Source organism: Paenibacillus sp. OSY-SE, from assembly GCF_000283315.1.
Lineage (GTDB): Bacteria > Bacillota > Bacilli > Paenibacillales > Paenibacillaceae > Paenibacillus_B > Paenibacillus_B profundus.
Genome location: NZ_ALKF01000176.1, coordinates 19284 through 40537 on the forward strand (window position 1 = coordinate 19284; position 21254 = coordinate 40537).

The window sequence follows — 21254 nt, forward strand, 5'->3', positions numbered from 1 at the left end:
CCCGCATTCGACAGCGTTCAACGGAATGCGCGAAAAAAATGATGCAATACACTTTTTATCGGCAAAAGAGGCTCAATATTTTAATACAAAACCACTTATAAGTTTCACGGAGGTCAATCCATTAATGAAAAATCCGCTGCGACATGAGGAATGACATGGGATAGGCCACTTTAACCATATCTCGTTCAGGAAATTTTTGATTGACATTTATTGAGCGAGAGCCATACAATAGCAGTTAAATACTTAGTAAATCGATCGGAATATATGTATATGAAGAGGCGAAGCGAAAGAGGTGTTATACATGAGCAGGCTGTATGATTGCATCGTCATCGGAGCGGGATCGTTCGGGGCAAGCGCAGGTATGCATTTGGCACGGGAAGGAGCACACGTGCTTCTGTTGGATATGTTTCACCCACCGCATGGGCTCGGAAGCCACCATGGAGACACCCGTATTTTTCGTACCGCATATACGATGGGCTCGGCCTATGTGTGCTTGGCGGAGCGCGCACGGGTGGGGTGGCTTCATTTGGAAGAGGAAGCGCGCCGTCACCTTGGGTTAATGCCGGATGCTGCGAACAGAGCGGGCAGCTCGGACGAACAGCCGGAGCCGTTCAAGCTCTTTCTGCCGACTGGAGTGATCAGTGTCGGGGATGCGCATAGCGAGGCGCTAGCCAACAAGGAAGCGAGCTGTGTCGCGAACGGGGTTGCTTATGAACGGTGGGATGATCGGGAAACGAAACGAAGGCTGCCGGCGCTCTACGTTCCTGCCCATTATGAGGTTCTGTATGAACCGGAGGGCGGCGTATTATTCAGTGAACGGATTATTGAGAGCTATTTGAAGCTGGCCGAAGCATATGGTGCCGAATGGAAGCCGAATCATCCTGTGCAGCGTATTGCGACAGTGGGGAATGCGGTGGAAGTGTGGAGCGGGAATGAGCGCTTTGTCGCTTCCAAGGTACTAGTGACGACGGGAGCATGGCTTCCGCGGCTGCTGCCGTCTCTAGGTTTGCCCGTACAAGCGGAACGCCGCGCCGTCGCGTGGTTCGAGGACACGAGCGGAAGTTATTCTGCAGAACGGTTTCCCGCATTCATTGTTCATCAGAGCACAGATTCGGAGTATTACGGCCTTCCTTCGGTGCGCGGTTCCGGTATCAAGATAGGGCACCATCAGCAGGGACAGCCTTGGAACCCGGATGAAGAAGTCGCTCCGTTCGGCAGCTGCAGCGGTGAAGAACGGTTGCTCTCCGAATTCACGGCCCAGTCCTTCCCGGAGGCGGGGCGATGTATGCGCGGGGCTGCCTGCATGTACGAGATGACGCCAAGCGAGCACTTCATTATCGACAGACATCCCGACGAGCCAGCGGTTTGGTTCGCGGGCGGCGGCTCCGGACACGGATTTAAATTTGCCAGCGCTATCGGTGAAACGGTCAGTCGTTGGATGCTGCATGGGAAGCGGGAACCGGAACTTGAGGCGTTTTCGCTAGCATGTACAAGGTAGAACAACACAAAAGCATAAGTGAACAAGAGCAACCTGTTGACGATAGTTGGATCACCAAGAAGATAATAACCGATTAAGAAGGATCCGGCGGGAGGAGTGTTTTTTATGATTAAAAACCAATTTAATCTATCGGATAACTATAAATATGTAAATAGCAATGTGCGGGCGCGTTCAAAGCGGAGACGATTGTGGAAAGCAGGGGCGATCGGCACTTGGCTGCTCTTGATGGCCTTTGCGGCCGGCTGTGCTTCGGGTGCAGCCGGCTCGACGAGTGGAGCAGATGTATCCCCTGCAACTCCGGCAAAAGCGGATGGCGCAGCTGGAACGGGAAAGGTGATTCGCATTGGCTATCAGAAAGGCAATACACTGAACATTTTGAAAGTAAAGGGCAATCTGGATGAACGCTTAAAGTCAGAGGGTTATAAAGTGGAGTGGAAGGTATTCGCCGGCGGCAACTTCTTGCTGGAGGCGATGAGCAGCGGCAGCGTAGACTTCGGTCATGCGGCGGACGGATCCGGCGTGTTCGGGCAAGCGGGCAACAAGCCGTTCGTCTACGTAGCGAACGACCTCCCTAACCCGGAAGGGATAGGGATTGTGGTGCATTCCGATTCCGCCATCGAATCGATTGCCGAGCTGAAGGGCAAGAAGATTGCCGTCGCCAAGGGGGGCAATCACCACTATTTGGCCGTCCTTGCCCTCGAAAAGGCGGGGTTGAAGCTGGATGACGTGCAGTTTGTGTACGTGAAGGATGCATCGGAGGGGCGTGCGCTCTTTGAAACGAAACAGGTCGATGCGCTTGGCTCATGGGATCCTTTTTTCGCTGCGGTGGAAAATGATTTGAAGCCGCTCACGTTGACTGATGGGCAGGGATACTCGCCAAATCGGACCTTCTATTATGCCAATGAGCCATTTGCCAAAGATCATCCCGACTTGATTCGTCTCATTCTTGAAGAAATTCAGGAGGCGGATGAATGGGCGAATGAGCATAAACCCGAAGTTGTAAAGTTATTGTCAGATACATTAGGCATTGATGCAGATGCTATCGAGCGGGCCGTAGGGCGCCGCCAATACGGGGTGGAGCTGCTAAGTCCGGAAATTATTGCGCCTCAGCAGCAGTTGGCCGATACGTATCATCGCATCGGATTGATTCCAAGTCAGATACAAATCGCTGAACGAATGCCAGTTGACGCGCCGTGGGCGAAAGACGGCCCGATTCAGAACAAATAGGCCGTATAAGGGGGAATGCTTCATGAACACATCAAAAGCACCTGCCAATCCCAATATTCAATCCGTTCAATCTATTCAAACAAATATAAATTTCGATAAATCGCCTCATCCAGAAAGTACGCTTGCGAATCATATTCATCCGCCGCACACACGCCGCAGCGCAAGCTGGTGGCGTAAAGGCGGAAATGCCTTCATTCCATGGCTGCTGCCCATATTGCTGCTTGCCGCCTGGCAGGCGGCTTCCGCGGCAAATATGCTCTCGTCGCAGCTGTTGCCGGCTCCTTCCACAGTGCTGCATACGCTCTGGACACTGACGCTAAGCGGAGAACTGGCTCACCACATGAGCGTCAGCCTGACGAGGGCACTGGTCGGGTTCGTCATCGGAGGCGGTATTGGATTTCTGTTCGGCGTCTTGAGCGGCAGCTTCGACTGGTTCTATCGGCTGTTCGATACGTCGATTCAAATGATTCGCAACATACCGCATTTGGCGTTGGTTCCGCTCGTTATTATTTGGCTGGGCATCGATGAAGGCGCGAAAATATTTCTGGTTGCACTCGGGGTCATGTTCCCGATTTACGTCAATACGTATCATGGCATTCGCTCGGTAGATCAAGGCGTCGTGGAAATGGCAAAGGTGTATGGTCTGCGTTCCGCCTCCTTGTTCCGGCACGTCATTTTGCCAGGGGCGCTGCCATCGATCTTCGTCGGACTCCGCTATGCGCTAGGCGTGATGTGGCTAACCCTTATCGTCGCCGAGACGATCGCAACGGATGCGGGCGTCGGTTACCTCGCGATGAATGCGCGTGAGTTCATGCAGACCGACGTCATTATTTTAAGCATCGTGCTGTATGCAGCTTTCGGCAAAGCGGCGGATGTGATCGCGAAGCTGCTGGAACGGCGGGCGCTTCGTTGGAATGCGGCACATACATCATAACGTTCATGACGGTAAGCATACAGATGAAGGAGGGACGGACTTATGGGTATAAATGCAGCGCGTCCGTGGTCTGCCTTGTCGCCGAAGACTGGGGAGACTACGGTAGCAAAATCAGGTTCTGTGGCGGGAGCGGAACTACGAATAAACGGTGTCAGCAAATCATTTGGGGAGCAGCCTGTTCTGCATGAGCTGAACTTGACGATACAAGAGGGGCAGTTCGTAGCCGTGGTCGGTCGCAGCGGCTGCGGCAAGAGTACGCTTCTGCGCTTGTTGGCTGGATTGGAACTGCCGACCGCAGGCGGCATCACGATAGACGGAGAAGTGGTGAACGGGCTGCGTGAGAGCACGACGGTCATGTTCCAGGACAGCCGGCTCATCCCCTGGAAGACAGTCATCGATAACGTGGGGCTCGGATTGAAGGGAGACTGGCGGCCGCGGGCCGAAGCAGCACTACGGCAGGTGGGGCTGGACAATCGTAAGCACACTTGGCCGAATACACTGTCCGGAGGGCAGAAGCAGCGTGTCGCATTGGCTCGTGCGCTTGTGCGCAAGCCCAAGCTGCTGCTCTTGGATGAGCCGCTTAGCGCGCTTGATGCTTTAACGAAGCTGGAGATGCAACAGCTCCTTGCATCGCTGTGGGGGACTCAGCGTTTTACGACGCTGCTCGTAACCCATGATGTCAATGAGGCGGTCCGGCTCGCCGATCGCATTCTGCTCATTGACCGTGGCCGCGTTGCCTTGGATGTCGTCAATGACATCGCTCGGCCGCGTCAGGTGATGGACACCGCCTTCGGCAAACTGGAGAAGCGGGTGCTGGAGCGAATATTTGAGGAGCAATCCAATTAGACGAGCAGACGGGGAACAGAGCATACACAGCAGATAAGCGGAGGTGAGCCGTAGTGGCAAAGGTGACAGAGGATGCGGGAGTACGAATCATTGAGGGACGAAAAGATGCGGCGGCAGGGAAGGTGTCTGGTGAGGAATGCAAGGTGAAGCGGGGACTGAAGCAGATTGACCGCATCGCGGAGGAGATGCGTGCAGATGCGCAGGAGCTCGACGAGCAGCACGGCATCCCGGTGCTGCATGTGGACTCGCTGCGTCGTATCGGGTATCCGGCGTGGAATGTGCCGGAGGAGTATGGCGGTCAAGGCATGCCGCTCACTGCGTGGCTGGCGGCGCAAGAGCGTCTCGCGCAGGGCAATCCGTCCGTGGCGCTCGGTATCGGCTGGCACATGGGCATCGTGCATGACTTAGCGGAGAAGCGGCCGTGGCCTGAGCCGATCTTCGCCGATATAAGCCGCCGCATTGTGGAAGAAGGCGGGCTCATCAACCGCGCGGCGATGGAGGTTGGCGGAGGCAGTCCTTCAAGAGGGGGGAAGCCGCGCACAACGGCGCAGCCGCTGGCTCAGGGCGGGTATGTGGTGAACGGACGTAAAACATTTACTACGTTTGCTCCGCTCTTGCAGTGGTTTATTGTGACGGCGACTGTCGAAGGTACGAACGATGTCATCGATCTGATTATTCCTCGTGAAGCTGAAGGAGTGTCCATCGAGTGGACGTGGAACATGACAGGCATGCGCGGAACGGCTAGCCATGATCTTGTGTTGGATAATGTGTCAGTTCCAGAGGAGGCGAGAGTCATGCTGCACAGCTTGGAGGATGTTCGCAGGCCAAATCCATATCTGCTGCATATTCCAGCGTGCTATTTAGGCATAGCAGTGGCGGCGCGTGACGAGGCGCTGTCGTTCTCAACGACATACACGCCGCCTTCATTGCAGCATCCGATTGCCAAGACGGCCCATGTGGAGCGCCTGTTGGGCGAGATGGAGGTGGATTTGATCGCGGCAAGGCATCTGCTCTATGGTGTGGCAAAGGAATGGGAAACGAAAGGCTCGGAGCAGCCACCCCAGCGGCTTACGGATCTTGTTGCAGTGAAAACGTTCGTGGTGCAGACGGCGTTGTCGGTCGTGGACAAAGCGATGCGCATCGTCGGCGCGCACAGTCTGAGCATGGATCATCCGCTGCAGCGCATGTACCGGGACGTTCGTTTCGGGCTGCACAATCCGCCGATGGAGGATATCGCGCTGCAGCAGTTGGCACGGCGTGCGGTACATGTGTGGGAGCAGGCGAAGCGGCAAAGTAACGGAGAGTGAAGGGCGAATGATGGGAAGGCAACGGTAAAAAAATAGTGTTGATAAGGGGGAATCGCCGCAGATTCTCCCTTTTTTCTTATTTAGAAATGTTTAAGTTATGCTGCTGGTTCCATACATTGCCGCACTCTCCCCTTCATTCAGAAGGCAGCCCTTCCTTTTAAAACGAAAACATACTGCCGGTCTGCCGTACGTTAGCCCTTAGCTCCATTCTCCCACACAGTCAGGAGGGATAACGAAGGGGAACAGGTACATGCCGTGTCGTACGAGGGTATCATGCCATGAAACGGCCAATCATGACGGCAGTTCACAGAGCCGTCATTAGGTGTGCGGCCTACTGATGGAAGGGGAGAATGAAGCAAAGAGATGGATGAAGTGAAACACCGTCAGTCTGAAGGTGCTGCTGTTGCATGAACGGAGCAGTTCGTTATGATACATAAACCAAAGAAAGCGCTATCAAAAAATACGCGGACGGGGATACTTGTTCTGTCATTTGGTAAGGGAAAACGATATATTTGAGGTGGGACCATGAAGCCTTCCGATTGGACCGAAGTAAGTTGAATGCTTCGAGGGCGCCCCTTACATGGGTAAGCTAGAAGGAGGAAGTGGAAGAAAGAAAATGGAAATAATTATAACAATTGGAGGAACGATAATATGCAATCGGTACAACCTCACATTCGTATCGGAACTCATATGACCCAAGCACGCTATGCCGTTCTTCCGGGTGACCCGAAGCGTGTCGGTGCGCGCTGATGCATACTGCTGACGAGCTGAAGCTGCCATGGCATTGCGGCCGCATTCGCAGTCACGACAGTTTCTATACGGACCGAGAGGAAGAAATCGACCGCTACTGGTCAGGGAAGGGCATTTTAGCCGCCGATATGGAAACATCCGCATTATTTGTAATTGGAGGCTTGCGGGGAATGCGTACGGCATCCATACTTAATGTTGTGGTCGAGCACGAAGGCGACCTGGAGCAGGGCATTAACAATTTGGTGGCTCAGGAAGACGCATGCGCACTTGGCGAAGAGCGTGAAATCCGGCTTGCCTTAGAGGCGATTCGAGCGGATGCACAGCGCTTGGCGCGCTAATCAGATCAGGATACGGCATTACGGAAGCAACCTATATAATTAGTATCTAACTAAATGTTCTAGGAGGTATGATTATGTCCAAACGAAGTATGTGGTCCATCTCCACGGCAGCGCTAGTGTTGATTCCCGTAGCTGTCGGCATTAATTACATAGGGAAATTATTTGCAGGCGTGCTGAAGCTGCCGCTATGGCTGGACGCCATCGGGACGGTACTGTCCAGTATGCTGGCGGGGCCAGTTATCGGCGGGTTGTCAGGGCTAATCAACAACATCATTTACGGCTTAACTATGGATCCCATTTCATTCGTCTATGCGCTTACGAGCGTGTTCATTGGATTGGCAGCTGGGATTATGGCGCATAAAGGGTGGATATCAAGCTGGGGTAAAGCCGCTGTCGTCGGTTTGGTGGTCGGCTTGACGGCGGTCGTCATCTCCACGCCGCTCAACATTTGGTTCTGGGGCGGACAGACGGGGAACTTATGGGGCGACATCGTATTCGGCTATGTGCTTAATGCGACGAAGTCGGTATGGCTGGCTTCTTTCGTTGATGAGCTAGTCGTCGACCTGCCAGACAAATTGCTAACGGTGCTGGCCGCTTATGGCATATACCGCATGCTGCCGAAGAGTCTGATTCACATGTACAAAAATAATGACAACATTGAATCTCTATAAGGGCTTATTCAAAAAGGTGGGAAAAGCATGAAATCAATGAGCCTGTATGTTGAGCGGGAGTCTACGGTGCATCACATCGATCCCATTACGAAGCTTGTCTATATTGCTGCTGCCATCGCGCTGCCCATTATCTTGCCATCCTTACATACGGCCTGGATTTGCATGCTCATTAGTTTCGTCATCCTTGGTATGGGGAGGGTGCTGACACGATCGCTCCCCATTATCGGCTTCGTCGGCTTCATTTTGCTGACGGTCGTCATCATTCAAGGCTTCTTTCATGTTGGCAACGAGACGGTGCTATTCCGATTAGGCTCCTGGCCCTTCTATGAGGAAGGGCTCCTATTTGCCATGGGCATTACGTTCCGCGCATTGAATATTGTAGGGGCCTTCCTTATTCTCGTATTAACGACTAAGCCTTCTGACCTGGTGGAATCCTTAGTGCGCAAAGGCTTGTCTCCCCGAATTGGGTATGTGTTGAGTTCGGTGTTCCAGATTATTCCGCAAATGATGGCCACCGTGGATACGATTACGGATGCGCAGCGTTCTAGAGGGATGGAGACGGAAGGGAAGCTGATGACGCGCATTAAGGCGTTTCTCCCGCTTATCGGTCCTGTCGTGCTCAGCTCGCTCATAGATACGAAAGAACGGACGCTGGCGCTGCAAGTGCGCGGCTTCAACGTGAAGGGAAGCAAGACGTTCCTGAACGAAGAGAAGATGTACCGGTACGGTTCTGCCATGCGTTGGAGTATGCTGGCGATTGTGATCGGTGCCGTGATTTGGAGGGTGATCGCATGAGCCTCATTGAAGTGGAACATCTCAAATACCGCTACCCCGCGACAGAGAAGTTGGCGCTGAATGATATTTCACTGACGGCGGAAGCGGGTGAATTGATCGGTATTGTCGGGAAAAATAAGGCTGGAAAGACCACCTTCTGCCAAGCGTTGGTCGGTCTGGTGCCGCACTTCTACAAAGGCGCATACGGAGGCAGCGTCCGCATCGGCGGCATGGATGTCAAGGAGAGCGGTGTGGACGAGACGATTCGCAAAGTCGGTATCGTCTTTCAAAATCCGTTCACCCAAGTGACCGGATCGAAGCTTACCGTGTACGAGGAGATTGCCTTTGGTCTTGAACATTTAGGCATCGCGAGACAAGACATGATGGAGCGTATTGATCATGCGCTGCATTTGCTCGATATTGAAGCGTACAAAGACCGCGCTCCCTTCGATTTGTCGGGCGGTCAGATGCAGCGTATGGCCATTGCAAGCGTCATCGCGATGCGGCCGCAGGTCATCGTGCTCGATGAACCGACGTCTCAGCTTGACCCGCAAGGGTCAGAGGAGGTGTTCCGTGCCATTCAAAGCTTGAGCCGCGAGGGCATAACGGTCATTTTGGCTGAGCATAAGATAGAGAAGCTTGCTGCTTATGCCGATCGGATCGCGCTGCTTCATGAAGGGATGCTGATCGATTATGATACGCCCTCCCGTGTATTTTCGCGCAGCGATTTGGCTGAGTACGGTGTAGAGGCGCCGATATACACACGAGTGTGTCAAGCGATTGGCTTCCGTATGCTGGATATGGATACGTATCCCGTAACGCTGGAAGAAGCGCAGGCGGCATATAAAGCGCAGCACAGCGCAATCTCGGCTTCATCACAAGAAGAGCAGGGTGGGCGTTATGATTAAAATACAGGATGTATGCTTTGGATATAACGAGGGACAGGACGTATTGCAAGGCTTGACGCTTGAGTTCGATCAGCGTACGACAGCCATCATCGGTCAGAATGGCGCTGGCAAGACGACGTTGGTCAAGCTGCTGAAGGGGCTGCTCAAGCCGACTGGCGGGGATATTTGGGTTGCTAGAGTCAATTCGAAGAATGTCACCGTGGCTCAATTGGCAGGCAAGATCGGATTGGTTTTCCAAAATCCGAATGATCAAATTTTCAAGCGCACGGTGTTGGAAGAAGTCATGTTCGGGCCCTTGAACATGAAGGTGGAGACCGCCGCTGCGAAGCAGCAAGCTCTGCAAGCGCTCGATATGGTCGGACTGGCCGATCAGACCGATGTCAATCCGCACGATCTGGGGCTATCGGAGAAGAAACTGATTAGCATCGCTTCGATCGTTGCCATGAATACCGACATTATCATTTTGGACGAGCCGACGATTGCGCAGGACGCTGCGGGGAAACGCCGCATCGCACAAATCATTGAGCAGCTGAGCCAAGAGGGCAAGCTGGTCATGACCATATTGCACGATATGGACTTTGTTGCCGCGCACTTTGAACGGACGATCGTCATGAACAGAGGAAAAGTGGTGCTGGATGACAAGACGAGAGAGGTGTTCTCTCATCAGGATTTACTGAGAGAGGCTTGCTTGGATACCCCTTACGTCACACAGCTGGGTAAGCAGTGGGGCTTGCCAGAGACGGTCTTGACTGCTGAAGAGCTGATTGCCGCCATGAAGAGGCCGCGATAGCGCAGACATTATATTCTGTGTCACCCAACCAACGATAAGGAAGCACTTTGTCTGATTGCAAGACAGGGAGAAATGAATAAAAAAAGGGGACTGATCGCACTGTTGCTTATTGCGTCCGTAAGCATGGCCACGTTGCGTTCTGCCACCACACCATCGCCGAACGAAACATCACCCACGCAGGGGGAGACGCAGGATAAAACGAAGCAAGGCGATTCAGGGACAGCGGGTGCAGAACAACCGTCAACGGGCTCGCCTAATTCGGACAATGCAGACGATTCATCCACACCAAACCAGTCATCGAACCAAGACGACTCCTCGACACAGGGGGAGCCAGGGACGTTTACAGTCACCGTGAAGAATGAAGCGGGCGAAGCGCTTAGCGTGAATAACGAGTTGACGTTGAAATAACGAAAAAAGGGCTCCGGAGCGCCCTTTTTTCGTCCAACATTCGAGCGAGACGGGGGAGATGTGCTACAATACGGTTAAGTTGATTTGAGGGGAGTTAGCAAGCAAATGGGCGTTGCATTCGGAAGACTATACAAAGACATCTTGGAAGAATTGACGGTGGCGGTCGGGCTTATCCCTGACGGATACACCTTTTTTGACATGACGGAAGAAGAGTGGACCGCACTTGGTGACACAGAACGACAGGAAGTGTTGGAAGCGCTCGCAGATGATGTGTTTTACGGATTGGGACAGGAGAAGCTGCTCTTTATCGGCAGCGGCAGTGTCCAGCATGATCCGAAGTTCCACATTATAGAAGTCGTGGTGGACAGCGAAACGGTGGCTACGATACAGCTGACTTAAATAGGGTGTTACCGCTCTGCCTCTTCAGCTAGCGGATCGAACACCATGCAGTAGAATTGTCCATGTCCGGTCGGAGTTGGCCGTTCATACGTATCGGTAATCCGAAATCCGGCTTTCTTATATGCGCGAATGGCGCGCTCGTTCCAAGTCAGCACTTCCAGATCAATCTCATCCTCTGGATGACGGCGGAGGGCTTCATCTACAATGACTTGGACGAACGATGCGCCTTGACCTTGACCGAGCATATCGGGGCGCATGCCCAAGCCTAAGCGAGTGACGCCGACGAGCGGGAACAGCTGCGCGAACCCTGCAAGTTCGTCTGCCGCATTGGTAACGGAGACGTATTGGTCGCGTCGGATGTCAGGGTCGCCCATTTCTATGCCGAGCGCTTTCGTCTGATTCCACGGCAGGAAGCCGTACAGGTGATAGGGCGGCTCATATGTCCACGCGCAGATCTGTTCCGCATCTTCTTCTGTCATCGGGCGTACGCCGAATGGGGAGGATAAGGAATTGGGTGCAGCCGCATCTGGCTGAGGAGCTTGGCTGTCAGAATATTGGTCTGAACTATGGGATGATGACATGGATTAGACCCCCTTCAGGTATATGATAATATTGTGACAGGTTTGGATTCAATTGACAATATACATGCGGGCGGTTCAAATAGAAGAATAGGGTGCTGCGGCGCCCGTTAAGAGGGGGAATCGAAATGAAGCAGCAGACATGGATGATCTCATTCGAGGAAGTGCAGTCTCTGTTGGGACAAGCCAGAGTTGTCATTGCAGACTGCCGCTTCTGGCTGGCAGAGCCGGAACGCGGGCATGCCGCCTATGAGGAAGGACATCTTCCTGGCGCGATCTACTTTAACTTGGACCATGATTTGTCATCGCCTGTGGGCGCTCATGGCGGACGGCATCCGCTGCCTTCGCCAGAGATGCTCTCCAACAGGCTGGGGGAACGTGGGATTGACCGTGATACGACTGTCATTGTCTATGATGACCAGGGCGGGGCGATGGCGAGCAGGTTATGGTGGCTGCTGCAATATGTAGGACATCAGGGCATCGTTAAAGTGATGGACGGCGGCTACAGCGATTGGGCGAAGCTCGGCTACCCGATAAGCACGGGACAGCCATCCCCGGCTGCCCGCATATATGAGCCGCATGTCCGTCCAGATCTGGTCATACATATGAAAGACGTAAGAGAACGGCTGGGCCGTCCGGGTGTCGTGCTGATCGATTCACGCGAGCCTGCGCGATATGCAGGAGAATCGGAGTCGATCGATCCGAAGGCAGGCCATATTCCCGGCGCGGTGAATCATTTCTGGCGCTATGGTGTGGACGAGACGTCGGGACGATGGAAAGCCGTCGGATCGCAGCGTGAAGCGTGGGATCGGCTCGTGAAAGAGGCGGATGAGATTATCGTGTACTGCGGTTCAGGGGTTACTGCTTGCCCGAATGTGCTATCCTTGTGGCAATCGGGTTATCCGCGCGTCAAGCTGTATGCGGGAAGCTGGAGCGATTGGATTAGCTATGAGGAGAATCCAATTGCGGTGGGGGAAGAGGAGAAGGCGTAAGCAGTTATACAGGTTGTAACACGGAGTACGTCGTCGCTCATGTAACGATGTACTCCTTTGCTTTGTGTCCAGGAGTGTCGAGGTCAATTTGCACGTGCATGCAATTCCACTTGATTTACAACCTCACGCGCGAGAAACAGCGGGGTCATCCCTCGTGTGGTCCTTAAAACGGGAGAGTCGACAAGGGACTAATTCGCTTCTTGCTTCCCGATTGATTATTTCACTTGCAGCCAGACGCGCAATCAGCGGCGCCAGCGTAATTGCAGAATGCATCACTGTCAGATAAAGTCCCTTTATGTGATCATGGAAGCCCACGATCGGATAGCCGTCTTCAGGCATTGGTCTCATCCCGACCTGGATGCTTTCCAGTTCCAATTGATTCCCGCCCTTCAGACTGCGACGCAACGTCTCGAACGCTCGCTTGCCGACCGCCTCTGGCCCGTTTTCTTCCGACTCGTCGATATAATCTTCCGCAGCCAGCAGCGTTTGATCCGTCAGTTGACGCGCTTCAAATTGCGCATTTGAGATTAATGTGCGTATCAGCTTATTCGCAGTTTTCATCCGAATCAGAATGGAAGGCGACGGCGTTACCGGCACGGGACAACCTAACGGGTTGCAAAGTTCGGGTATGCCTGTACCTGCGGCCAATACCACGACATCCGACTCCAGAAAACCCTTGGACGTGTGGACGCCGACCAGGCAGGAATCTTCTTGCTGCAGCTGTGTAACGTTGGTACCGAACTGAACCTTTGCTCCGTACTCCCGCGCTTTGCTCAACAACAGATCCGTTAACCCTATCGGGTCCACCGCACCTTCTTCGCTGACAAACATCGCTTCATCCGGATATTCCTTCAGATTCGGTTCCAATGCCTCAAGCTGCTCCCGGTTTAATTTTTGAAAACGGAGTTGCTCCCTTAGGGGCGGATTGTCCCAAGTCAGCGCCCCGTGCCAATGAATTTGCAGTTCGGGCAACTCTTGCTGAAGCGTATGATATTCTTCACAAGCCGCATCGTACAAATGCCAGTATTCGGGAGCCACCCTATGCGTCGTATGTATCCAGGCAAACGATTTTTCCGTGACTTCACGCGCCGCGGCGGGGTGTCGTTCAATAACGGTTACATCTTGATTTCGTTTGGCCAGATGATAGGCCACGGACGCCCCGACAATTCCTGCGCCAATAATCACGATTTTTTGTTTACTCAATAATGACTCCCCCTTTGTCACCTTATTGTAGCATAGGCGTCATAATAATCCGACGTCATAACATATGAGGACAGCTGGAGCGATTGGATTAGCTATCCGGACAATCCGGTGGCCACTGGGAAAGAGTAAAGCTGAAGAGCCCGCGTCTGACGAGGCCACTGAAAAACTTATACTATTAATTTTGTGAAATGAAATTAACTTGATAAAGGCGACTTTTCATTCAATCCTGAATGGAAAGTCGCCTTTATTTATGTTCTTCTCTATCTCTTTTACTTCATAATTGTCAATATTCTTTTGAGATTGACAGCGAATATGGCCATTGCTCCTTGCATGTGCATGCCAACCAGACCCGAGGAAGATGCTACATCATACCTGTAGGGCTTCCGCAATAGCTTAACTCTATATTAGCGAACTTAAATCAACTTTAAAAAGAACCTTGAAATAAGTTGAAAAAACATCTTGTAAGAAGCAGAAAAAGAGGTTAATATATTTTTATTGACTGTATAGTTAATTTATAGTCATTAAAAGGAGGGGTATTATGCCTAAGATTGTCACCGAACATGAAAAAGAAATGGTGAGAGAAGCGATGTATACAAAAGGGATTGAACTGATTCGCAAAAAAGGCGTAAAGCGGGTTACTGTGGAGGATATCACCATTGCGACAAATATCGGTAAAGGTTCCTTTTACTCGTACTACAATTCCAAAGAAGAACTCCTCTATACGATTATCAAAAAGAACGAGAATAGAATGTTTGAGAGAGTGGAGTCCGTTTTGTCCAAAAAAATAAAATTGAAAGAAAAGCTTATAAAGGCATTGAAGGAAATCTATCTGGCAGCGGACAGTATTGTTCTCTACGTTTCTCCATCGGATATAGAGTATCTGCTTCGTAAGCTTCCAGATGAGGCGGCAGACTGGGAAGCATTAAAATCAAACGACTATTTTAGCAGGACCCTGTCGCTTTGCGGCATTGACGAATCGGGATGCGAGATTGATGTGCTTGCATATTTAATGAATGCGCTCCATTTTATTGGTTCGACAGATATGCCTTTTGGTGAGCGGGGAAGAGAGAAGGCCTTGGATATACTCGTCCATTCCATTGCCGACTACATGGCGGGGGGAGCCAAGCAATGAGAGAATTCCTAAAGAAATACAAACTGTCGTATGGGATTGACCACAATTGTTCCGTTGAGCAGATCCGCGGTCATATCGGTTATCGGAGGTACCTATGAGCGTTTTATTGATAGTTTTAAGCGGATTGCTTATATTAATGGTTTGCTTGGTTCTGTTTGTCCAGTACAAGAAAAAGAAGAAGGCAAATCAAATTCGGATTACTCCCATGAGTAATGGCATTGATTGCAGAGAATTCGTAACCATCGGCGGCATTTCGCAATATTTGCATCATCGGGGCGAGGACATTGACAATCCTGTGATGCTGTTTTTGCACGGCGGCCCGGGAGAGCCTATACTGCCGTTTGCCCAAGAGTTTCAGATCCCGTGGGAGAAGCGTGTCACGGTCGTACATTGGGATCAAAGAAACAGCGGCAAAACCTATTTCAATAATGATCCGAAACAAGTTGCGCCAACAACCACGGTTGACCGTATCGTTCAGGATACTTATGAAATTGTGAAATATTTGAAAAAAAAGTATCACAAAGAGAAGATTATCATTTTGGGACATTCATGGGGCTCGGTGCTAGGCAGCCTGTTCAGTAAAAAATATCCGGAGCTAGTGCAGGCTTATATCGGCGTTGGGCAGGTTGTCAATATGATTGACAATGAACGCGTCGGCTATGAAAAAGTAATGGAATCGGCAAAAGAAGCGGGAAACGACAACGATTATCGAGCTCTTCTTCGTTTGAAACCTTACCCTCCGCTCGCATTCGATGACGAAATGATCAGGAAACTTACGAAGGCTCGAAAATTTCAAAGAAAATATAAGTTATCGGCCGGTCCAACAATAGAGCTTATCATCAATGCTTTATGTTCACCATTTTATACGCTCAAGGATATGAGCTATTTTTTCATCTCCGGAGCATTTGGCGACGGACAGCGTCATATTTGGAAATATTTACTGGAATCGTTCGATCTATCGTCTATGGGCGCTACATTTGAAATACCTGTCTTTTATATACATGGCGAGCGGGACTGGCAAACACCCTATCCGCTGGCACAGGAATTCTTTTCAACAATAAAAGCGCCGCTCAAGCTGTTTTACTCCATTCCGGATGCGGGTCATATTGCCATGCTTGACCGGAAGGAGAAATTCAACGAGGCGTTATTTGATATTTTGGAGCGAACGAATGCTATGGCGACGGCCAAGTGAGTCTCTGCACAGGGCTCCGTTAATACAGGCGGATGCGCTTATTGTCGCGGTCAATATCCATGCAATTTTACGAAATAGCGGAAAGTGCGTTGAAGTGCTTGCAGGCGAGATGTTGAAGGCTGCCCATAGGTTCTGCGCGGAGCCGGGCGTTTTGGGCACTTGGGTGGTGTAGTCTAAGTTTTAGAGGCTTACCGATGGTGGTGTATCCCTGAACAAGGTCCCCGTTTTGAAACGAATGTAGCTACGAATGTCCAAAGGATAGCTTTCTCTGCCGTGTATTGTGGCAGGGCTCTGGACGAAGGGCACATCGTATTAATGGCGCTGATGGAGTTTGCTCTCAGAGCCGTTCCTTCCACAACTTGTGGCAATGTCTCTGAAAGCATTTTCCACCACAATTGACAGCTGGAGCGATTGGTGCTCCTATGAAGATAATCCGGTGGCGACGGGCAATGAATGAACCAACCGAGAGGCCGCGACGGACGCGGCCTCTTTGCTCTGCAATAGTTCAATCTGCTCTGTATAACGCAAGTGCAGTATTTACTATTTCTTTTTTTGTGTTACCTTGCCTTTAACATCCCCGATGCTTACTTTACCGTTGCCGGACTGTGTAATGGCTGCATCCTTCGCCACGCCGTCGATGTCAAGAGAGCCGTCTCTGACGTCAATCACAGCCGAGCCTCCCACCTGCTCGATGATGATGTGTCCATTAATGTTCGCGATGGTTACGTCCGATGCAATCTCGCGGATTGTAATATCGCCGTCTCTATTATCTATATCAAGGGGTCCTGCTGTGTTTAACACTTGAATATTGCCGTTTATATTGCCTATTTTAACATTCGAAGACATATTGGATATGTGCATATCCCCATCCCTATGGGACATGATGTCCACCTGAAGGTGCTTCGGCACCTTGATTTGAAGATCAACAAAGCCTGAACCCATCGCCAAAAATTGACCTTCAAATGAGGCGTCCAAATAAGCGGTGCCTTCCCGATCCTCCAATGTAAGCTTCAACTTGTCCAAACTGACACCTTTAGCCCTTGCCTGGGCCGTGACTTCAATCTTGTCCGAGTCCGTATGGCCTGCAATCTCAATTTTCCCATTTCGGTTGTCAATTACAAGCTTCGAGAGACCGGCTGTCTGTAATTCCAGATCCCTGGTTTCCGTTTGTTCCTCGCCCGTCCCGCATGCCGCAATCAGAAACAGCATAGATAGGACGATTGCACACTTCAACACTTTCTTCATATGTTTCTCCCCATTTCTTGTTTTTGTTAGTCATGCCACATCGCGTTTTACAAATAAGGGATACGATATCAAATGCATCACCGCTAGGTGAAGCACGATAAATACAACGGAAAATTCGAGCGTGATTCCGTCAACGGAAGGCGTACCATAGAAGAATGGCGTGAAATCCGTATGTGAAAACACAAAGTATTTCGTCCAGGCCCAGCCGTTCATTGCAATCGCCATAATAAATCCAGTCAGCGATACGAGAAGGGATATGACAATAGAGAACGTCGTGCTCCGAAAGGCTGCGGAAATCATAAAAGCCAACGTAATCGCCACTAACATGAATGGAATATTGAACACATACCCCCCGAGCAAAGCCTGCAGCATGGGAACCTCGCCTACGGTCTGATTTTTCACATACAAATAGTGATCGCCTAAACCGTCAAAACCGAATATGAATCCACCGAATAGAATGGACACCAGCATGCCAATCAGAGACAGAAAGAGACCGAACAAGATAGCGGCAGCATATTTCGAAAAATAGATCTTTGTACGGCTGGCCGATCGGGTCAATAACAGCTTGATCGTGCCCGACACAAATTCGGCAGCAACAATTTCACCGGCAATAATGATGGAAATGAGGGAAACCGCAAAAATAATATTGCCCACTTGGCTCACAGCAAAGCTCCACGCATTCGTGTGCGGCGCCTGATCGTGCTCCAAGTAGTATTGATTCAGCAGCATGTTCTTCTCCGCTTGCTTCACTTCGATCTTCAGCGCATCTGGCTTTGCCGCTTCCTGCTTAAGCAAAATATTCTCTTGTTCGAGCTGCGTCCGCCAATCTTCACTGACAGCGCTGCTTCCCGATGTTTTCAGATTTACAATCTGGAGCAGCACGTAGATTACTACCAACGTGACCATAACCCAGGTGCGTCTCCGCTTATAAATTTTCATGTTTTCGTTGCGAATTAAAGGTATCAAAGGTTGTCTCCTCCCGTAATCTCCATAAACTTGTCCTCAAGCGTCCTCTTTATCGTATGGACACCGAATACACTTATTCCGGCAGCCATCAGCTTCTGATTGATTTCCGGAATGCGCGCTTTCGGAATGCGAACCTGTATCTGTCGTTGGTCTGTCATGATTTCCTCGCCGGACATTAAGGATTGCAGAATCTGTACGGCCAGATCCGGGCGGTCGACTTCAAACCGGACTTGGGAGAGTTCCTCTTCCACCATGTCCGCCATGTTATGCATTCCGACCAGCTTCCCTTTTTGTAAAATAGCGACCCGATCGCACATCATCTCCATCTCGGACATCAGATGACTGGAGATGACGACACCGACGCCTTCTTTTTGCGCCAGGTTTCTTAAATGCCCTCTCAGCTCGCGGATTCCGGCCGGATCGAGTCCGTTTGTCGGCTCGTCTAGAACGAGCAGGGAAGGCTTATGGACGAGGACGACGGCAAGGCCCAAGCGCTGCCGCATGCCAAGCGAATAGGTCGCGACTTTATCGTTGATGCTATGCTCCAAATCAACTAAAGAAACGACCTCCCGCATTCGTTTTTCTGTCACGCCCGGTGTCATTCTGGAGAAATGAATCAAATTATCATAGCCGGATAAGTATTTGTATAAATCCGGATTTTCCACAATAACTCCTACATGCTTCATCGCCTGTTCAAAATGAGTATGCGCATCGATTCCATGAATGAGCACTTGGCCGCCTGATTTGGAGCTCAGGCCGGCGATCATTCGAATCGTGGTCGTTTTTCCCGCCCCGTTCGGACCGAGCAAGCCCAGAATTTCTCCCTTTTCCATTTCCAACGTTACATGGTCTACAATGATCTTGTTGCCTATCTTTTTCGTAAGATCACGAAATTGCAGCAGCGACAATGACTCGCACTCCCTTTTGTTAATGAATTGAATGAGATATAATTTCCGTGTTCAACTGGATTCATCTCATCCACCATCAAGCCTAACAAACCAGCTGTCATAACACCCAGTGACAAAGCGTCATAACCTTGATATGACAAGGGAAAACGGGATTTTTTATACCGTTTGTCATTCATTTCACATTGGTTGATCGGAGTTGTGCATATGCGCCTTTTTAACAAGCGATGGTCTTGGCAGGATTGGACCATGTATATCATTCGAATCGTATGGGTCGCAGCCGTCATCCTGTTGATGTATCAGGATAAGCCGGCTTTTCCTTTTTGGCCGGTGCTTGTTTCTCTGCTGGCTTGCCATACGATTCCTTTTTTATTTGTGAAGAGTCACTATTCCCGTTATTTCATAGCGGAATGCTTATTTGCCGGAGGTTTGTCGCTTTTCCTTGCTTATGATCTCGAATTAATCCGGCTATTTCCTCCTGCGCTCTTTACGATTGCATTCTACAGCCGTGGCAAAGCGCATTGGTTCTCGCTGCCCATCGCCGTAATTCTGTTCACATTAAGTGTAGGCGAATCAATTTCCGCATCGCTGTCACATCCTTTGATATGGCAAAGCTTAGCGGATGCCCTTCTCTTCTATGGGATTAGCTTCGCTCTGCAAAAAGGGGCTGTGTCCATCGATGCCATTAAACAGAAGCTCGCGTTGATTAAAGAGCAATATACGATTCTGGAGCAATACTCATCACAGATCGAACGAATGACGCTGCTGGAAGAACGATACCGTATGGCCCGCGAATTGCATGATACGATCGGACACACCTTTACCTCGATGATATTGGGAATGGAAACATTGCGTCCCCATGTCCATTCGAACGAAGGGGAAGCCAAGCTGCAGGGCATGCTTAAGCTTGCCAGAACAGGCTTAGACGATATCAGGCGTCAAGTTCATCAGATGGATCCTTTAGAAGAGGCATTGCCTCTGGACCGGTCCCTGCTCCAAATCATTGATGAATTTAAAGCAAACACGGGAGTCCGCATCCTTTTTCGCACGATGGGTGGACCTTATCCTGTGATGAAGCAGGCCAAGCTCACGTTGTACCGCTGCTTGCAGGAGGCTCTGACCAATGCGAGCCGGCACGGTCAAGCCAGATCGATTCAGGTTGTTCTTCAATATGATCACGCTCAGGTGATGCTGCAGGTGCAGGATAACGGCAAGGGCGCGGAAGCCATTCAATACGGCTTTGGGCTTTCGGGCATGAAGGAGCGTCTTGTCTCGCTGCAAGGGCAGCTCTATATCCATACGCAGAAGGATGAGGGCACGATGGTAACGTGCACGATCCCAAATCAGATTAGTGAGGGCAGCCAGAAGATCAAGATATTGCTGGCGGACGACCAGCCGTTGATTCGCGAAAGCCTGAGGCTGCTGTTGGGGGAAGAAAAGGATTTTGAAGTGACAGTTGCCGGGAACGGAAAACAAGCCATCGAGCAATGTGAGCAGGGGCGTCTCGATATTATATTAATGGACATCAATATGCCGGAAATGGACGGGATAGCCGCTACAAAAATGATAAAAGAAGCATGGCCAGGCATACGTGTCATTATGATCACGACCATCGAGGATGTGTCTTATGCGGCTGAAGCGCTTCGCAGCGGGGCGGAAGGTTATATGCTGAAATCCATTCATCCCAAAGAATTGGCGGCGACCATCCGGCTCGTATATGGAGGGGGAACGATGATTTCGCAGGACATGGCCCACCAATTGTTTCACAAGGAGACTGGGCATACGGAGGATAATCCGTATGAGTTAACTGAGCGGGAGTTGGATGTTCTCCAGTGCTTGACGGAAGGGCTTCGCAATAAAGCAATTGCGCAGAAGCTGCATTTGTCAGAAGGAACGATTAGAAACTATATTTCCTCCATTTATTTGAAATTGCAGGTGCAGGGCCGTGAAGAGGCTGTGGAGAAGGCAAGAAATGAACATCTCATTTCTGCGTACTAAGTCTTAGTGGGCTTGTTCTATTATATGAATTCCAATGGAACGCTCTCTTTCGGGCTAAAAGGTGAAGAAACACTATTGTCCAATGGAAACACCATATCATAACATAAAAAAATACGACGTATGTAATCGCATTGCTAATTGTTTCTTGATGATGGCAAATAGATTAAGCTGAGGTGGAGTAAACAAATGGGTG

Annotated in this window: 21 protein-coding genes; 16 read left to right on the forward strand and 5 right to left on the reverse strand. The window is 50.7% G+C overall.

The features are described 5' to 3' along the window. Nucleotides 1-301: 301 nt before the first annotated feature. From solA to A372_RS0112365, 12 genes are all read left to right on the forward strand, one after another. Nucleotides 302-1498 (forward strand): N-methyl-L-tryptophan oxidase, encoded by a 1197-nt coding sequence (gene solA, locus A372_RS0112305; protein WP_019421152.1) that lies wholly within the window; start codon nucleotides 302-304, stop codon nucleotides 1496-1498. A gap of 105 nt (nucleotides 1499-1603) precedes the next feature. Then, nucleotides 1604-2725, forward strand: a complete 1122-nt coding sequence (locus tag A372_RS0112310; RefSeq protein WP_019421153.1) for a sulfonate ABC transporter substrate-binding protein — start codon at nucleotides 1604-1606, stop codon at nucleotides 2723-2725. A gap of 22 nt (nucleotides 2726-2747) precedes the next feature. Next, on the forward strand, nucleotides 2748-3659 hold the full coding sequence (gene ssuC, locus A372_RS0112315) for an aliphatic sulfonate ABC transporter permease SsuC (RefSeq protein ID WP_019421154.1): 912 nt from the start codon (nucleotides 2748-2750) through the stop codon (nucleotides 3657-3659). Nucleotides 3660-3701: 42 nt separating this feature from the next. Then, nucleotides 3702-4505 carry an ATP-binding cassette domain-containing protein gene (locus A372_RS0112320; RefSeq protein ID WP_019421155.1) on the forward strand — a complete coding sequence of 268 codons (804 nt, stop codon included), beginning with the start codon at nucleotides 3702-3704 and terminating at the stop codon, nucleotides 4503-4505. 53 nt (nucleotides 4506-4558) lie between these two features. Further along, entirely contained in the window at nucleotides 4559-5812 is a 1254-nt protein-coding gene (locus A372_RS0112325; protein ID WP_019421156.1) for an acyl-CoA dehydrogenase family protein, read from the forward strand. A gap of 749 nt (nucleotides 5813-6561) precedes the next feature. Continuing rightward, nucleotides 6562-6900, forward strand: coding sequence for a phosphorylase family protein (locus A372_RS33825; protein WP_019421158.1), 339 nt, complete (start codon nucleotides 6562-6564; stop codon nucleotides 6898-6900). Between the two features lie 74 nt (nucleotides 6901-6974). Continuing rightward, complete coding sequence (locus A372_RS0112340) at nucleotides 6975-7571, forward strand: ECF transporter S component (RefSeq protein WP_019421159.1); 597 nt, start codon at nucleotides 6975-6977, stop codon at nucleotides 7569-7571. 27 nt (nucleotides 7572-7598) lie between these two features. Further along, nucleotides 7599-8366, forward strand: a complete 768-nt coding sequence (locus A372_RS0112345; protein ID WP_019421160.1) for an energy-coupling factor transporter transmembrane component T family protein — start codon at nucleotides 7599-7601, stop codon at nucleotides 8364-8366. Further along, the gene (locus tag A372_RS0112350) at nucleotides 8363-9253 is read left to right on the forward strand and encodes an energy-coupling factor ABC transporter ATP-binding protein (protein WP_019421161.1); all 891 of its coding nucleotides are present in this window, start codon (nucleotides 8363-8365) and stop codon (nucleotides 9251-9253) included. The genes A372_RS0112345 and A372_RS0112350 overlap by 4 nt, the downstream gene beginning before the upstream one ends. Further along, nucleotides 9246-10043 carry an energy-coupling factor ABC transporter ATP-binding protein gene (locus tag A372_RS0112355; protein ID WP_019421162.1) on the forward strand — a complete coding sequence of 266 codons (798 nt, stop codon included), beginning with the start codon at nucleotides 9246-9248 and terminating at the stop codon, nucleotides 10041-10043. Before A372_RS0112350 ends, A372_RS0112355 begins: the two co-directional genes overlap by 8 nt. A 72-nt stretch (nucleotides 10044-10115) precedes the next feature. Continuing rightward, entirely contained in the window at nucleotides 10116-10451 is a 336-nt protein-coding gene (locus tag A372_RS0112360; RefSeq protein ID WP_019421163.1) for a hypothetical protein, read from the forward strand. A 105-nt stretch (nucleotides 10452-10556) separates the two neighbouring features. Continuing rightward, nucleotides 10557-10850: a hypothetical protein gene (locus tag A372_RS0112365; RefSeq protein WP_019421164.1), complete on the forward strand. Its 294-nt coding sequence runs from the start codon at nucleotides 10557-10559 to the stop codon at nucleotides 10848-10850. Between the two features lie 8 nt (nucleotides 10851-10858). Here the strand turns inward: A372_RS0112365 and A372_RS0112370 are convergent, their stop codons facing one another. Then, complete coding sequence (locus tag A372_RS0112370; RefSeq protein ID WP_051004491.1) at nucleotides 10859-11329, reverse strand: GNAT family N-acetyltransferase; 471 nt, start codon at nucleotides 11327-11329, stop codon at nucleotides 10859-10861. 227 nt (nucleotides 11330-11556) lie between these two features. Here A372_RS0112370 and A372_RS0112375 point away from each other — a divergent pair, with 227 nt between their 5' ends. Then, complete coding sequence (locus A372_RS0112375; protein WP_019421166.1) at nucleotides 11557-12420, forward strand: sulfurtransferase; 864 nt, start codon at nucleotides 11557-11559, stop codon at nucleotides 12418-12420. Nucleotides 12421-12543: 123 nt separating this feature from the next. Here A372_RS0112375 and A372_RS0112380 read toward each other — a convergent pair whose 3' ends face one another. Further along, nucleotides 12544-13623, reverse strand: a complete 1080-nt coding sequence (locus A372_RS0112380; RefSeq protein ID WP_019421167.1) for an NAD(P)/FAD-dependent oxidoreductase — start codon at nucleotides 13621-13623, stop codon at nucleotides 12544-12546. 538 nt (nucleotides 13624-14161) lie between these two features. Between A372_RS0112380 and A372_RS0112385 the strand changes: the two genes are divergently transcribed. Both A372_RS0112385 and A372_RS0112395 read left to right on the forward strand, forming a co-directional pair. Continuing rightward, a complete protein-coding gene (locus A372_RS0112385; RefSeq protein ID WP_019421168.1) occupies nucleotides 14162-14755 on the forward strand; it encodes a TetR/AcrR family transcriptional regulator in 594 nt (197 codons plus the stop codon). A 94-nt stretch (nucleotides 14756-14849) separates the two neighbouring features. Beyond that, on the forward strand, nucleotides 14850-15947 hold the full coding sequence (locus tag A372_RS0112395; protein WP_019421170.1) for an alpha/beta fold hydrolase: 1098 nt from the start codon (nucleotides 14850-14852) through the stop codon (nucleotides 15945-15947). Between the two features lie 540 nt (nucleotides 15948-16487). On the opposite strand, the gene A372_RS0112400 is transcribed toward A372_RS0112395, so the two are convergent. Genes A372_RS0112400 through A372_RS0112410 form a run of 3 tightly spaced genes read right to left on the reverse strand, consistent with a single transcriptional unit; the run spans nucleotide 16488 to nucleotide 19066 of the window. Next, entirely contained in the window at nucleotides 16488-17192 is a 705-nt protein-coding gene (locus A372_RS0112400) for a hypothetical protein (protein WP_019421171.1), read from the reverse strand. 30 nt (nucleotides 17193-17222) lie between these two features. After that, complete coding sequence (locus A372_RS0112405; RefSeq protein WP_019421172.1) at nucleotides 17223-18158, reverse strand: ABC transporter permease; 936 nt, start codon at nucleotides 18156-18158, stop codon at nucleotides 17223-17225. Then, the gene (locus A372_RS0112410) at nucleotides 18155-19066 is read right to left on the reverse strand and encodes an ABC transporter ATP-binding protein (protein WP_019421173.1); all 912 of its coding nucleotides are present in this window, start codon (nucleotides 19064-19066) and stop codon (nucleotides 18155-18157) included. The genes A372_RS0112405 and A372_RS0112410 overlap by 4 nt, the downstream gene beginning before the upstream one ends. 204 nt (nucleotides 19067-19270) lie before the next feature. Between A372_RS0112410 and A372_RS0112415 the strand changes: the two genes are divergently transcribed. Further along, nucleotides 19271-21061: a helix-turn-helix transcriptional regulator gene (locus A372_RS0112415; RefSeq protein WP_019421174.1), complete on the forward strand. Its 1791-nt coding sequence runs from the start codon at nucleotides 19271-19273 to the stop codon at nucleotides 21059-21061. Nucleotides 21062-21254 lie beyond the last annotated feature (193 nt).

What these genes read in the sequence shown, in the direction of transcription:
- solA (WP_019421152.1), top strand. Translation starts at nt 302, where the DNA reads ATGAGCAGGCTGTATGATTGCATCGTCATCGGAGCGGGATCGTTCGGG.
- A372_RS0112310 (WP_019421153.1), top strand. Translation starts at nt 1,604, where the DNA reads ATGATTAAAAACCAATTTAATCTATCGGATAACTATAAATATGTAAAT.
- ssuC (WP_019421154.1), top strand. Translation starts at nt 2,748, where the DNA reads ATGAACACATCAAAAGCACCTGCCAATCCCAATATTCAATCCGTTCAA.
- A372_RS0112320 (WP_019421155.1), top strand. Translation starts at nt 3,702, where the DNA reads ATGGGTATAAATGCAGCGCGTCCGTGGTCTGCCTTGTCGCCGAAGACT.
- A372_RS33825 (WP_019421158.1), top strand. Translation starts at nt 6,562, where the DNA reads ATGCATACTGCTGACGAGCTGAAGCTGCCATGGCATTGCGGCCGCATT.
- A372_RS0112340 (WP_019421159.1), top strand. Translation starts at nt 6,975, where the DNA reads ATGTCCAAACGAAGTATGTGGTCCATCTCCACGGCAGCGCTAGTGTTG.
- A372_RS0112345 (WP_019421160.1), top strand. Translation starts at nt 7,599, where the DNA reads ATGAAATCAATGAGCCTGTATGTTGAGCGGGAGTCTACGGTGCATCAC.
- A372_RS0112350 (WP_019421161.1), top strand. Translation starts at nt 8,363, where the DNA reads ATGAGCCTCATTGAAGTGGAACATCTCAAATACCGCTACCCCGCGACA.
- A372_RS0112355 (WP_019421162.1), top strand. Translation starts at nt 9,246, where the DNA reads ATGATTAAAATACAGGATGTATGCTTTGGATATAACGAGGGACAGGAC.
- A372_RS0112360 (WP_019421163.1), top strand. Translation starts at nt 10,116, where the DNA reads ATGAATAAAAAAAGGGGACTGATCGCACTGTTGCTTATTGCGTCCGTA.
- A372_RS0112365 (WP_019421164.1), top strand. Translation starts at nt 10,557, where the DNA reads ATGGGCGTTGCATTCGGAAGACTATACAAAGACATCTTGGAAGAATTG.
- A372_RS0112370 (WP_051004491.1), bottom strand. Translation starts at nt 11,329, where the DNA reads ATGACAGAAGAAGATGCGGAACAGATCTGCGCGTGGACATATGAGCCG.
- A372_RS0112375 (WP_019421166.1), top strand. Translation starts at nt 11,557, where the DNA reads ATGAAGCAGCAGACATGGATGATCTCATTCGAGGAAGTGCAGTCTCTG.
- A372_RS0112385 (WP_019421168.1), top strand. Translation starts at nt 14,162, where the DNA reads ATGCCTAAGATTGTCACCGAACATGAAAAAGAAATGGTGAGAGAAGCG.
- A372_RS0112395 (WP_019421170.1), top strand. Translation starts at nt 14,850, where the DNA reads ATGAGCGTTTTATTGATAGTTTTAAGCGGATTGCTTATATTAATGGTT.
- A372_RS0112400 (WP_019421171.1), bottom strand. Translation starts at nt 17,192, where the DNA reads ATGAAGAAAGTGTTGAAGTGTGCAATCGTCCTATCTATGCTGTTTCTG.
- A372_RS0112415 (WP_019421174.1), top strand. Translation starts at nt 19,271, where the DNA reads ATGCGCCTTTTTAACAAGCGATGGTCTTGGCAGGATTGGACCATGTAT.